Annotated in this window: 11 protein-coding genes; 10 read left to right on the forward strand and 1 reads right to left on the reverse strand. The window is 39.8% G+C overall.

The annotated features are described in order from the left end of the window. The first annotated feature begins 371 nt into the window (after positions 1 to 371). The 10 genes from pnp (at position 372) to deoD (ending at position 13,515) form a co-directional block, all read left to right on the forward strand. Positions 372 to 2,468 carry a polyribonucleotide nucleotidyltransferase gene (pnp, locus tag H5181_RS03490; protein WP_182750236.1) on the forward strand — a complete coding sequence of 699 codons (2,097 nt, stop codon included), beginning with the start codon at positions 372 to 374 and terminating at the stop codon, positions 2,466 to 2,468. A gap of 146 nt (positions 2,469 to 2,614) precedes the next feature. Further along, the gene (gene nlpI, locus H5181_RS03495) at positions 2,615 to 3,526 is read left to right on the forward strand and encodes a lipoprotein NlpI (protein ID WP_182750237.1); all 912 of its coding nucleotides are present in this window, start codon (positions 2,615 to 2,617) and stop codon (positions 3,524 to 3,526) included. Between the two features lie 76 nt (positions 3,527 to 3,602). After that, positions 3,603 to 5,183, forward strand: a complete 1,581-nt coding sequence (gene prfC, locus H5181_RS03500; RefSeq protein ID WP_011636471.1) for a peptide chain release factor 3 — start codon at positions 3,603 to 3,605, stop codon at positions 5,181 to 5,183. Positions 5,184 to 5,457: 274 nt separating this feature from the next. Then, positions 5,458 to 6,219, forward strand: coding sequence for a TatD family hydrolase (locus tag H5181_RS03505; RefSeq protein ID WP_182750238.1), 762 nt, complete (start codon positions 5,458 to 5,460; stop codon positions 6,217 to 6,219). 177 nt (positions 6,220 to 6,396) lie between these two features. Then, positions 6,397 to 7,659: a NupC/NupG family nucleoside CNT transporter gene (locus H5181_RS03510; protein WP_011636474.1), complete on the forward strand. Its 1,263-nt coding sequence runs from the start codon at positions 6,397 to 6,399 to the stop codon at positions 7,657 to 7,659. Between the two features lie 362 nt (positions 7,660 to 8,021). After that, positions 8,022 to 8,861 (forward strand): outer membrane protein OmpK, encoded by an 840-nt coding sequence (locus H5181_RS03515; protein ID WP_011636475.1) that lies wholly within the window; start codon positions 8,022 to 8,024, stop codon positions 8,859 to 8,861. Between the two features lie 379 nt (positions 8,862 to 9,240). Next, positions 9,241 to 10,014, forward strand: coding sequence for a deoxyribose-phosphate aldolase (gene deoC, locus H5181_RS03520; protein WP_011636476.1), 774 nt, complete (start codon positions 9,241 to 9,243; stop codon positions 10,012 to 10,014). A gap of 127 nt (positions 10,015 to 10,141) precedes the next feature. Continuing rightward, on the forward strand, positions 10,142 to 11,473 hold the full coding sequence (deoA, locus tag H5181_RS03525) for a thymidine phosphorylase (RefSeq protein ID WP_182750239.1): 1,332 nt from the start codon (positions 10,142 to 10,144) through the stop codon (positions 11,471 to 11,473). Between the two features lie 12 nt (positions 11,474 to 11,485). Next, complete coding sequence (locus H5181_RS03530) at positions 11,486 to 12,703, forward strand: phosphopentomutase (RefSeq protein WP_102036815.1); 1,218 nt, start codon at positions 11,486 to 11,488, stop codon at positions 12,701 to 12,703. A gap of 101 nt (positions 12,704 to 12,804) precedes the next feature. After that, positions 12,805 to 13,515: a purine-nucleoside phosphorylase gene (deoD, locus tag H5181_RS03535; protein WP_011636479.1), complete on the forward strand. Its 711-nt coding sequence runs from the start codon at positions 12,805 to 12,807 to the stop codon at positions 13,513 to 13,515. 75 nt (positions 13,516 to 13,590) lie between these two features. Here deoD and H5181_RS03540 read toward each other — a convergent pair whose 3' ends face one another. Beyond that, positions 13,591 to 14,283: an AhpA/YtjB family protein gene (locus tag H5181_RS03540; RefSeq protein ID WP_011636480.1), complete on the reverse strand. Its 693-nt coding sequence runs from the start codon at positions 14,281 to 14,283 to the stop codon at positions 13,591 to 13,593. Positions 14,284 to 14,417: the final 134 nt, after the last annotated feature.

Genomic DNA, 14,417 nt, shown 5'->3' on the forward strand with positions numbered 1-14,417 from the left:
CTAATTTTACGTTAACTTTCGCAATTTTTTTGCTAAAATCACTCATGATTTATAGGCGATATAAAATCAATCTTAACGTGGTTAGTTAATTAGTTAACCCTACAAAAATTGACACTATTAGCTACAACTCTAGTCAAATTCATCTGTCTTGTCATCAATAATCAAATCAAATAGTAAACCTCAGGTCACTTAATTGAAAAAATCTATGTTCAAAAACGTCTAAATCATTTGTTAATACGATGATCTCACGTAGGAAAATGATTATTTTAAAGATTTTCACATTCTGTAACTCGCGTCTATTTAACTATTCAGCTGAATTGAAGTATACTTGTGCGCGTAATTAAAGGTCATTAAATTAAGGAATGGGTCACGTGAATCCAATTGTAAAGAGTTTTGAGTATGGTCAACATACAGTCACCTTAGAAACAGGTGTTATTGCACGTCAAGCAGATGCTGCAGTTTTAGCAAGCATGGGTGATACCACAGTATTAGTTACTGTAGTTGGTAAAAAAGTAGCGGATTTAAGCCGTGACTTCTTCCCGCTAACTGTTAACTATCAAGAAAAAACCTATGCTGCAGGTAAAATACCTGGTGGTTTCTTCAAGCGTGAAGGTCGTCCATCAGAAGATGAAACTCTGATTGCGCGTCTTATTGACCGTCCTATTCGTCCTTTATTCCCTAACGGTTTTAAAAACGAAGTTCAAGTTATCATCACTGTGGTTTCTGTTGATCCACAAATCGAGCCAGATATTGTTTCGATGATTGGTACCTCTGCAGCGTTAGCTATTTCTGGTATTCCTTTCAGCGGTCCACTTGGTGCAGCGCGTGTTGGTTATATTAACGATGAATATGTACTTAACCCTACGGTCGATCAGCTTGCAACAAGTTCACTAAACTTAGTTGTTGCTGGTACTAAGGCTGCTGTACTTATGGTTGAATCTGAAGCTAAAGCGCTTGCAGAAGAAATCATGTTAGGTGCAGTAACTTACGGCCATGATCAACAACAAGTTGTTGTTGATGCTATTGCTGAGTTCAAAGCAGAAGCTGGCAAACCAACATGGGATTGGACTGCACCAGTTCAAGACCAGGCATTAGTTGCTAAAATCAAAGATCTTGCAGAAGCTGGTATGACAGAAGCTTACCAAATTGAAGTTAAGCAAGACCGCTATGTACAAGTCGGTATTGTTAAAGCGACTGCAAAAGCTGCATTAGTTGCAGAGAATCCAGATGTTGATACTCGTGAAGTAGACAACCTACTTGGTAGTTTAGAGAAAAGCGTTGTACGTGGCCGTATTATCAGTGGTAAGCCACGTATCGATGGTCGTGAACCAGATATGATCCGTGCGTTAAGTGTTTTAGCGGGTGTACTTCCACGTACTCACGGTAGTTCATTATTTACTCGTGGTGAAACTCAAGCATTAGTTACCTGTACATTAGGTACTGAACGTGATGCTCAGAAAATTGATAGCATCATGGGCGAACGTACTAATCGCTTTATGCTTCATTATAACTTCCCTCCGTATTCTGTTGGTGAAACAGGTATGGTTGGTTCACCTAAGCGTCGTGAAATTGGTCATGGTAAGTTAGCATGGCGCGGTATGAATGCCGTTATGCCTTCTGCTGAAGAATTCCCATACAGCATTCGTGTTGTATCTGAGATTACTGAATCTAACGGTTCAAGCTCTATGGCTTCAGTATGTGGTACTTCATTAGCATTAATGGATGCCGGTGTACCGATTAAAACTTCAGTTGCTGGTATCGCAATGGGTCTAGTTAAAGAAGGCGACGATTTCGTTGTTCTTTCTGACATCTTGGGTGATGAAGATCACTTAGGCGATATGGACTTTAAAGTAGCAGGTACTCGTGATGGTATTACTGCTCTGCAGATGGATATCAAGATTGAAGGTATTACTAAAGAGATCATGGATATTGCACTGCAACAGGCTTATGGTGCACGTGTTCATATCCTAAACGTGATGGACCAAGCTATTGGCACACATCGTGGTGATATCTCTGCTCATGCTCCACGTATCACTACCATCAAGATTAACCCTGAGAAAATCCGTGATGTTATTGGTAAAGGCGGTGCGGTAATTCGTGCGCTAACCGAAGAAACGGGTACTACGATTGAACTTGATGACAATGGTACTGTGAAGATTGCCTCTTCAAACGGTGAAGCAACTAAAGAAGCTATCCGTCGTATTGAAGAAATTACTGCTGAAGTTGAAGTGGGTCGTATCTACAACGGTAAAGTTATTCGTATCGTTGATTTCGGCGCATTCGTTAACATTCTTCCTGGTAAAGACGGTTTAGTACACATCTCACAAATCAGTGATGAACGTGTTGCTAACGTGTCAGATCATTTAGAAATGAACCAAGAAGTAGCTGTTAAAGTTATGGAAGTGGATCGTCAAGGTCGTGTAAGACTATCAATTAAAGAAGCTCAAGCGAAAGAAACTGCTGAGTAATGTAATTTAAAGGCTTAACGACAAAAAAGGAGATCATTTGATCTCCTTTTTTTTATCTACAAAAAATAATCTGTAATGTGCATGGCTCTTAGATTGCCAGATTGCTATGATATTGAATATTAATAGAACCTGATAAGGTAAAGCGGATGGAATGTAAACTACGCACCACAATCGTTGCCGTTGTTGTCGGTGCAAGTATATTGTTGTCAGGGTGTGCTGCAACGTTAGGTTCAAAGGATAATATTGCAGGGCAGATGATTGTCGCGCCTGTCATGCCTGATTATAAATTGGAAGTGACACTCGCAAAGCTAAATGAAATTTTGGCTACTATGGAGTTAACTGACGAACAACGTGCACGTTTTCATTACGATCGTGGGGTCATTTATGACAGTGTCGGTTTACGTTTACTTGGCCGAATCGATTTTCATCAAGCATTAAAATTACAACCCGATCTCGCCGATGCGTATAACTTTCTTGGTATTTATTACACTCAAGAAGGTGAGTTCGACAGTGCTTATGAAGCATTTGATGGTGTCCTTGAATTGTCACCAAACTATGACTATGCCTTTTTAAATCGTGGTATTGCTTTATATTATGGCGAACGTTACGAATTAGCCGTTAATGATATGAAAGCTTTCTATGATCGTGATCCTAGTGACGGTTATCGAGCTTTGTGGCTGTATTTAATGGCTACTGCCGTGGATAAAAATAGCGCTTTAATTGAGTTAACTGAACAACGTAAACAATTAAAAAATGAAGATTGGTCTAGTGTGTTAGTTGATTTTTACATCGGTAAAGTTAGCCAAGAGCAAGTATTCGCTGCTGCAAAAGTGGGCTTATCACAACCAAAAGAGTACGCTGAACGTTTATGTGAGGCTTATTTTTATTTAGCTAAGCGTGCTGCTGAAAAGGGTCAATATCAGCAAGCTGCTAATTTTTATCGTTTAACGTTAGCCACCAATATTTATGATTTTGTTGAACATCGTTATGCGAGAATTGAATTAGCCAGAATGAAAAATATGATTCAACAGTCTAGCGAATTGTCATCGAAGAGCTAAAAAACACTTTGCCTAGCCAATTCTATCGATAGGCGCTATAATTTGCGCCTTTTTTAGCGGCTAGTGCAAGGTTAATATGTCAGGCAATAAAGTTGAGGTCGACAAGCGTCGTACCTTCGCCATCATTTCGCACCCCGATGCGGGTAAAACCACCATCACCGAAAAAGTACTTTTATTCGGAAACGCCTTACAAAAGGCTGGCACGGTAAAAGGCAAAAAGTCTGGTCAACATGCTAAATCTGATTGGATGGAAATGGAAAAAGATCGTGGTATTTCGATTACCACTTCTGTAATGCAATTTCCTTACGGTGGCGCGCTCATCAATTTACTTGATACGCCTGGTCACGAAGACTTTTCGGAAGACACTTACCGTACACTAACCGCAGTAGATTCTTGTTTAATGGTTATTGACTCCGCGAAAGGTGTTGAAGATCGTACCATTAAGCTTATGGAAGTGACGCGTTTGCGTGACACTCCTATTGTGACATTCATGAACAAATGTGATCGTGATATTCGCGATCCCATTGAATTGATGGATGAAGTAGAAGACATCTTAAAAATAGCTTGTGCACCCATTACTTGGCCAATAGGTTCTGGTAAGGAATTTAAAGGTGTGTATCACATCTTGCGTGATGAAATCATTTTATACCAGAGCGGTATGGGCCATACCATCCAAGAAGAACGCATTATTAAAGGGTTACATAATCCTGAATTAGATAAAGTGCTTGGATCGTATGCCAATGAAATACGCGATGAAATGGAACTTGTTGCCGGCGCTTCAAATGAATTCAATCAAGAAGCTTTTCTAAAAGGCGAGCTTACGCCAGTATATTTTGGTACAGCCTTGGGTAACTTCGGTGTGGATCATATTTTGGATGGCATCGTTGAGTGGGCTCCAAAGCCGCTTCCTCGTGAAAGTGATGTACGAAATGTCACGCCGGATGAAGAAAAGTTCTCTGGCTTTATTTTTAAAATTCAAGCCAATATGGATCCAAAACATCGAGACCGTGTTGCCTTTATGCGTGTTTGCTCAGGTCGATATGAGCAAGGTATGAAAATGCACCATGTGCGTATCGGTAAAGATGTTAATGTCAGCGATGCTTTGACCTTTATGGCTGGAGATCGAAGCCGTGCTGAAGCGGCCTATCCAGGCGATATCATTGGATTACATAATCATGGCACCATGCGAATTGGTGATACATTTACTCAAGGCGAAAAACTACGCTTTACTGGGGTGCCAAACTTTGCACCTGAAATGTTCCGTCGTATTCGTTTAAAAGATCCACTAAAACAAAAGCAGTTGCTTAAAGGCTTAGTACAATTATCTGAAGAGGGAGCTGTACAGGTCTTCAGACCAATTGATTCTAACGATTTAATCGTAGGCGCGGTTGGTGTACTCCAGTTTGAAGTGGTTGTTGGACGATTAAAAAGTGAATATAACGTAGAAGCTATTTACGAAGGTATCAGTGTGAGTACCGCACGTTGGGTGTATTGCAAAGATGAACGTAAATTAGAAGAGTTTCGTCGTAAATGTAGTCAAAATTTAGCCCTCGATGGCGGAAATAACTTGACCTATATTGCTCCAACAATGGTTAATCTAAATTTATCTATGGAACGCTACCCAGATGTTGAGTTTGCCAAAACACGCGAACATTAAATGTTAAGAAGTGTTTTGCAGATATGTTAAAAAAGGTGGCTTTGCCGCCTTTTTTATTATTATTTTTAAGAGGGAATTAAGATGATTAAGGCTATTTTTAGACTATTTATTGTGAAACCCTGGCAAAGGTACATTTTATGGTGCGATGAGATGGGATTAACCCTAGAAAATAAACGTAGCTGTGTACCACGGTTGAGTGAACCGACAAATGAAGCATCGATATCTGAGCCCGTCATAAAACAGAATGTTATTGGTCATAAAAAAGAGCGACATTATGATTGATACTCATGCCCATCTCGACATGTCAGAGTTCGATAATGATAGAACACAATTATTCGATGCCATGCATCGCCATGGTATTAGCTCTGCTATTTTACCTGGAGTGTCGGTCGATCAATGGCAAAAGCAAATCCTAATAGCGCAGCAGTTTAATTGTTATTTCTCACTTGGTATTCATCCTTGGTATGTGCCGGATGATATTGATGCGGCTATTATTTCACTTGAAGCAACGATACAGCAATATAGCAAGAATAGGCGTTTGGTTGCTGTTGGGGAGTGTGGGCTGGATAAATTACATCATTGGTCGGATAAACAATTGTTGTTACTTGAGAAACAGTTATCACTTGCTCAAATTTATCAATTACCCGTCATTTTACATGCTGTTAAAGCTCATCAAGAATTATTGTCAATATTGGCTCGCGTTAAGCTATCTAAAGGCGGCGTTGTGCATGGGTTTTATGGCAACAGTGATATTGCTAAACGATATATTTCGCTGGGTTTTAAATTAGGGATTGGTGCTTTAATACTCAACCCAAGAGCAAAAAAGCTCCGAGAAACAGTGGTTAATTTACCTTTAGAGCACTTTTTATTGGAAACTGATTCGCCAAGCATGCCACCTTTTGACCATCCTAAATCACGAAACACTCCTCTTATTCTTCCTCGAATTGTGTCCGAAATCGCATTTTTGAAGAAAAAGCCTACTGTTTGTATATTAGAACAGTTGAATAAAAATGCGTTGCAACTGTTTGAGCTTTAATTGTTTTTTAATGAACATGGAGTCATAAATTGTTTTTAATGTCGTAAGGGTTTGAAATTAAACTTTAAAAACTTGATCAAAACGACGCTTTTCGTTTCACGCTCAGTTATAATCATCAACGGAAATTAGGTGAGTTAACAACATTCAAAAAAACTGTTAACAAAAGGGTGATGATTAATGGATATAGTAATGAGTTTAGTAGGGGTGGTCACCTTACTATTGATAGGTTTTGCACTATCAAACAATAGAAAAGCAATTAACGTACGTACTGTCGGTGGTGCTTTATTAATTCAAGCATTCTTCGCTGGTTTTGTTTTATATGTTCCAGTCGGTAAAGATATACTGAAAGGTGTTTCTGATGCGGTATCAAGTGTGATTAGTTATGCACAAGCAGGTACTAGCTTCTTATTTGGTGATTTAGCTAACTTTAAAGTTGGTTTCATTTTCGCCATTAACGTGTTACCTGTCATTATTTTCTTCTCTTCTCTAATTGCAGTGCTTTACTATTTAGGCATTATGCAGTGGATCATCCGCATTATCGGTGGTGGACTACAAAAAGCATTAGGCACTAGTCGTACAGAATCTATGTCAGCTACAGCGAATATTTTCGTTGGACAAACAGAAGCACCATTAGTTGTGCGTCCGTTTATTGCGACAATGACTCAGTCTGAGTTATTCGCAATCATGGTTGGTGGCTTAGCATCAATCGCTGGTTCTGTATTAGCTGGTTACGCTCAAATGGGTGTTCCAATTCAATACTTAGTAGCAGCGTCATTCATGGCAGCACCAGGTGGTCTATTAATGGCTAAACTGATGCACCCTGAAACAGAAGCTTCTATCAACGAAATGGAAGATTTACCAGATGACCCAGATAAGCCAGCAAACGTGTTAGATGCTGCTGCTTCAGGTGCTGCATCAGGTATGCATCTTGCATTGAACGTTGGTGCTATGTTGATCGCATTCGTTGGTTTAATTGCAATGATCAACGGTATCATCGGTGGCGTAACAGGTTGGTTTGGTTTAGAAGGTATTACTCTAGAACTTATCCTTGGTTATATCTTTATGCCTCTTGCTTTCTTAATCGGTGTACCTTGGAACGAAGCACTTGTTGCTGGTTCTTTCATCGGTCAAAAGATTGTTGTTAACGAATTTGTTGCTTACTTAAACTTCGCTCCGTATCTACTTGATGCATCTGCTGAAGGCTTCAAAGTAGTAGCTGAAACAGGCGCAATGATGTCTGACCGTACTAAAGCAATTATCTCTTTTGCTTTGTGTGGATTCGCTAACTTATCTTCTATTGCAATCTTACTTGGTGGTTTAGGTGCTATGGCTCCTGCACGTCGCCATGACCTTGCAAAATTAGGTATCCGTGCTGTTATCGCTGGTTCATTAGCTAACTTAATGAGCGCGACATTAGCCGGTTTATTCTTAGCTATCTAAGTTAAGAGTAACTCCAGGGGGAATACCTCCTACAGCTGGGTCTTTACGTTAATAATAATTAGAGACCCAGTTTTGTAATAAAGTTGTTATTGATTTTTGTGTTAATCCACCGTTTCCCAATACGAAGTTATGCTGTTTTATTGATTGCAAAAGAGGATGCATTAAATTCTCTAGTCAAGATTGAAATGTCAAATTGTTAATGATGTGTGGACAAAAAGTCGCGACATTGTTCACAAAAAAGAATTTTGTATTCGTTTTTTATCGATTAAATATTGAGATTTATATCAGTAACGGTAAAATACGAATGATTAAAAAGAAGTGCTATCCAAGAAGATAGTTAAATAATATACATGGGGTTGATGATGAAAAATGTAAAAATGTTAGCTTTAGCGGGTGCAACAGTCGCTGCTATTTCTGGTAATGCTTTCGCTGCAGATCGTACCGATCTTCACGCTACTGATTACAAATGGTTGCAGTTTAATGCTATGTACTCTATCGGCGAAAAGCCTGATAACCCAGCTTCTGGTGATCAACATAACTACTTAGAAATGGAGTTTGGTGGTCGTTCTGGTGTTGTTGATCTTTATGGTTATGTTGATGTGTTCAACTTAGCAAATGAATCTACTGACAATGGTGACAAAAATCCTGGTTCAGGCACTAGTAAATTGTTCATGAAATTTGCTCCACGTTTCTCTATCGATGCGATTACTGGTAAAGATTTATCTTTTGGTCCAATCCAAGAAGTATATTTCTCAACCTTGTTCAACTGGGATGGTCTTAACGGCGAAGGCGTTAACTCTACATTCTGGGGTGTTGGTGCTGATGTAAACGTACCTTGGTTAGGCAAAACTGGTATGAACCTTTATGGTTACTACGACATGAACGCTAAAGAGTGGAACGGATATCAGTTCTCAGCTAACTGGTTCAAGCCTTTCTACTTCTTCGACAACAAGAGCTTCTTATCATTCCAAGGTTATATCGATTACCAATTTGGTGCTGACGAAGACGACAACATGTTCGTTCCTAAGACTTCAAGCGGTGGTAACATCTTCTTTGGTCTATACTGGCACTCAGATCGTTACGCGCTTGGTTATGGCTTAAAAGGCTTCAAAGACGTATACCTACTTGAAGACGAAGGCGGATTGGTTGGCCTAGAATCTACTGGTTGGTCACATTACCTATCTGCAACTTACAAGTTCTAAGATTGGTATAGTGAATCTGTTGGAGCCGCATTTGCGGCTCCATATTTTATAATAAAAGTAATATCGAACTTTCATTTAAAATCATTGTCTAACAAGAGTGTTTTTATATAAAAGTTTGTACTCTACAAAGTTTTATTTTTACGCGCTAAAAAGGATTTTTCGCGGAACAGTTGAAACAAATATCTTTGTTTTATCTTTTCCGGTCTTCAAGGATTCAAGTCGTGGTACTCGTTATCAGATTGAATACTTAGGTTAGTAAATAGCAGCAAGATTTACTGGCAATACTGAAGGCCCGGCCATAATTATAATCATATGCCAGCTACATAGTGTTGCCTGAAAAAAATTTATCAACTTTGATTTATCGTTTCGGAGAGCAATTATGACTGATTTAAAAAAAGCGGCACAACGTGGTATTGAGTTAATGGATTTAACCACTTTAAATGACGATGATACTGATCAAAAGGTCATCGATTTGTGCCATAAAGCCAAGTCTCCAGCAGGTAATACTGCCGCAATTTGTATTTACCCTCGTTTTATTCCTATTGCACGTAAAACATTAAATGAACTTGATTGTGAAGACATTAAAATTGCAACAGTGACGAATTTTCCACACGGTAATGATGATATTGCCATCGCAGTATTAGAAACTCGTGCAGCAGTTGCTTATGGTGCAGATGAAGTCGATGTTGTGTTTCCATACCGTGCATTAATGGATGGTAACGAAACTGTCGGTTTTGAAATGGTTAAAGCGTGTAAGGAAGAGTGTGGCGATGATGCGATTTTAAAAGTTATCATCGAATCTGGTGTGTTAAAAGATCCTGCTTTGATCCGCAAAGCATCAGAGTTAGCTATTGATGCAGGTGCTGATTTTATTAAAACATCGACGGGTAAAGTACCGGTAAACGCTACGCTTGAAGCGGCTGAAATTATGTTAACTGTCATCAGCGAGAAAAATCGCAATGTAGGCTTTAAGCCTGCCGGCGGTGTTCGTGATGCCGCTCAAACAGCTGAATTTTTAGACTTGGCTGCACGCATTTTAGGTGATGATTGGGTTACCCCGCAAACTTTCCGTTTTGGTGCTTCTAGCTTGTTAAACAGCTTGTTGCATACATTAGAATTAGTAGATGCTCCTAAACCTACTTCAGGTTACTAATCGCATAGATAGTCCAAAATCTCAGTATGGCCTTGGTTCATTGTCGTACTGAGGCGCTATCACTTGATAGCATCCTATTATTAAAGGCGACCCTAAAGGTGATGGGTTGCCTAAAGGGAGACGTAACATGTTTTTAGCTCAAGAAATTATTCGTAAAAAACGTAATGGCGATGTATTAAGCACTGCAGAAATTCAATTCTTTGTTGATGGCATTACTCATAACACGGTTTCAGAAGGCCAAATTGCTGCGTTCGGCATGGCGGTGTATTTCAAAGATATGAATATGGATGAACGGATTGCATTAACGATTGCGATGCGTGATTCCGGAACCGTATTAAATTGGGATTCTCTCGGCCTCAATGGCCCGATTATCGATAAGCATAGCACTGGTGGTGTTGGCGATGTAATCAGCCTAATGCTTGGCCCTATGGCTGCAGCTTGTGGCGGTTATGTGCCAATGATTTCAGGTCGTGGCTTAGGTCACACCGGTGGTACGTTAGATAAATTTGATGCCATTCCTGGCTATCAAACTGAGCCTTCAAGTGAATTATTCCGCAAAGTGGTTAAAGACGCTGGTGTTGCCATTATTGGTCAAACCGGTGACTTAGTCCCTGCTGATAAACGTTTCTATTCGATTCGTGATAATACCGCCACCGTTGAATCTATTTCGTTAATCACCGCATCTATTTTATCTAAAAAGTTAGCCGCGGGACTTGATGCTCTTGCAATGGATGTCAAAGTCGGCAGCGGTGCATTTATGCCAACGTATGAAGCATCTGAAGAATTAGCTCGCAGTATTACTGCTGTTGCTAATGGCGCAGGAACTAAAACAACGGCATTGTTAACTGACATGAACCAAGTATTGGCTTCGTGTGCAGGTAATGCGGTTGAGGTTCGTGAGGCGATAAACTTTTTGACTGGCCAATATCGTAATCCACGTTTATATGATGTCACCATGGGATTATGTGCAGAAATGCTAATTTTGGGTGGTATTGCACAGAATGAAGCTGAAGCTCGTCATAAACTAAATACTGTATTAGATAATGGTAAAGCAGCAGAGGCATTTGCTAAAATGGTATCTGGCTTAGGTGGCCCAACAGACTTTGTTGAGGCATATGATAAGTACTTACCTCATGCGAAAATTGTACGACCTGTATATGCCAACACATCTGGCTTTGCTTACAAAATGGATACACGAGAACTTGGTTTAGCCGTAGTGACCTTAGGTGGTGGACGTCGCAAACCAGGTGATGCACTGGATTACAGTGTTGGATTAACTCAAGTATGCGCATTGGGTCAGGAAGTTAACAAAGATGTTCCGTTAGCGATGATCCATGCTCAATCTGAAGATGCTTTCGCCGAAGCTGCCGCTGCTATTCAGCAAGCCATTATTATTGGTGATAGCGCGCCTGAGAAAACGCCTGAAATATATCGTTATATTCGCGCTTCAGATTTATAAAGGAAACAAATAATGAAACGTACTTTTATCTTAATGCTCGACTCTTTTGGTGTTGGTGCTGCTACCGACGCCGATAAGTTTGGTGACGTTGGCTCAGATACTTTTGGTCACATCGCGCAAGCCTGTGCTGACGGCAAAGCGGATATCGGCCGTCAAGGTCCATTGAAATTACCTAATCTTGCTCGCTTTGGTTTAGGCCATGCTGGTTTTGAAAGTACGGGTAAATTTGCTGCTGGATTTGCAGATAATGTCGAAGTCATCGGTGCTTATGGTCATGCTGACGAATTAAGCTCAGGCAAAGACACTCCTAGTGGTCACTGGGAAATGGCGGGTGTTCCTGTCCTTTATGAGTGGGGTTATTTTAGTGACCTAACCAATTCATTTCCGAAAGAACTCACGGATAAAATCCTTGAACGCGCTGGTTTAGATGGATTTTTAGGTAACTGCCATGCGTCAGGGACTCAAATTCTTGAAGAGTTAGGCGAAGAGCACATGAAAACAGGCAAGCCTATTTTCTATACCTCTGCTGACTCTGTATTCCAAATAGCATGTCATGAAGAAAGTTTTGGTGTAGAAAATTTATATAACTTGTGCAAAATTGCACGTGAAGAGTTAGAACCTTATAACATTGGCCGTGTAATTGCTCGACCATTTGTTGGTACTGGCCCTGCTGATTTCGCTCGTACTGGTAATCGTCATGACTATGCGGTATTACCACCAGCACCTACAGTATTAGATAAGCTTAAAGATGCTGGCGGTGAAGTGGTTAGTATCGGTAAAATTTCTGATATATATGCTCACAGTGGTATTACTCAACAATTTAAAGCGACTGGTCTTGAAGAGTTATTTGACGAAACCTTAGCGCAAATTAAACGTGCTGGTGATAACACGATTGTGTTTACTAATTTCGTTGATTTTGACTCTCATTATGGCCATCGTCGTGACACCGCCGGCTATGCTAAAGCACTTGAGTATTTTGATTCTCGTTTACCGGAATTATTAGCGATTTTACAACCTGAAGATTTAGTCGTTTTCACTGCTGATCATGGTTGTGATCCTACTTGGGTTGGCACTGAACATACTCGTGAACGTGTGCCGGTACTCGCCTATGGTGCAGGTTTATCTGCAGGCTCACTAGGCCGTCGTAAGTCTTTTGCTGATATTGGTCAGTCTATTGCGAGTTATTTTAAGTTAGAACCGATGAATTATGGTGAATCTTTTATTAATTAGTCACATTTTCAAACGACGGTTCTATATAAAGTTTAATGGCTTTGCTAAACTGTAAACATGACTAAGCAATACAAATAAAATAGAAACATAGGGGTTATAACATGGCTACACCACATATTAATGCAGTTGAAGGTGCTTTTGCTGAAACGGTACTTTTCCCAGGCGATCCATTACGTGCAAAATACATTGCTGAGACATTTTTAGAAAATGTTGAGCAAGTGACTGATGTACGTAACATGCTAGGTTTTACCGGTACATATAAAGGTAAGCGTATTTCTGTTATGGGTTCAGGTATGGGTATCCCATCTTGTTCAATCTATGCACACGAACTTATCAAAGACTACGGTGTTAAGAATTTAATCCGTGTTGGTACTTGTGGCGCAATCAGCACTGACGTAAAAGTACGTGATGTGATTATCGGTATGGGTGCATGTACTGACTCTAGAGTTAACCGTTTACGTTTTAAAGATAACGATTTTGCTGCAATCGCAGACTACAGCTTACTAAGTGCTGTTGTTGATTCGGCTAAAGCACACGGCACTAAAATCCGTGTTGGTAACGTTTTCTCTGCCGACTTATTTTATACTCCAGATCCTCAAATGTTTGATGTTATGGAAAAAATGGGTATTTTAGGCGTCGAGATGGAAGCAGCTGGTTTATACGGTGTAGCACATGAATTAGGCGCTAAAGCGTTATGTGTTGTAACTGTATCAGACCACATTCGTACCGGTGAGAAGACTACCTCTGATGAGCGTCAAACAACATTCAGCGACATGATTATCATGACTTTAGATGCAGCGTTAACACTGTAATTTAAACGTTAGTCATAAAATGGGCACTCATTGAGTGCCCATTTTTTATGTTTGTGATTTATGTCAGCAATCTGTCTAGGCTGGAGGGTCTTGTTGTATCTCTTCTGACTCGTCTGCTTGCGTTTCGTTTGAAGCGAGCAAGGCCGATTTTTTAGGTTTTTTACGTAATTTAGCTTGGGCTTTTCGGCGGTCAAAATCTGCACGTTTAAATGAAAGTGCCCGTGATAATAGTAAACCAATAAAGCCAGCTACAATTAACATCATCTGCTGTAATTGCATGTTCTGTTCGTGCAAGATTTTTATTTCATCGAAAAAAATATCAAGATTTAAACGTACTTCAACGTAACCTAAATTATTGTCGTCTTGAATAACATTTTCAATCAAAGGTGGATACGGTTTTAATAAACCTTTTAATATTTCAGAGTCAGCTTCTAAGTTTTCATAAGAAACACTTTGAGCAAATGCTAACCTTACACCCTGCGAATTATAGATATTCACCGACATCACTTTAGGATCCGCAGCAAGTGCTGATGCTAACCATTGCAATTGCTCATCATTTTGTAAAAACATTGCCGGAGCTGCACCATTAGCGGCTTGTTGTGCTAATAGTCTTGCCATCACTTTTGTTTGTGAATTTAGTAATTTTTGACCATTACGTAAACTTGATTGCCACAAGTACATTAGACCGATGATCAGGGTTATTGCGACAATGATTTGCACAATCCGGCTGATTTTTTGCCTTTTCTTAAGACCTTTAACAAAAATCACTTTAATCCTCAGTGTTTTTTCTATTTAATTGGAAGCTGTTTTGGGGAGTTCTTTTATCGAGCAACCATTCTGTGCTAACCCAATTACAGAGAATTATCAAAAAGCTATACTAATCGAAAAATTTGTCAGTAGAT

Source organism: Shewanella sp. SG44-2 (genome assembly GCF_014164215.1).
Taxonomy (GTDB): domain Bacteria; phylum Pseudomonadota; class Gammaproteobacteria; order Enterobacterales; family Shewanellaceae; genus Shewanella; species Shewanella frigidimarina.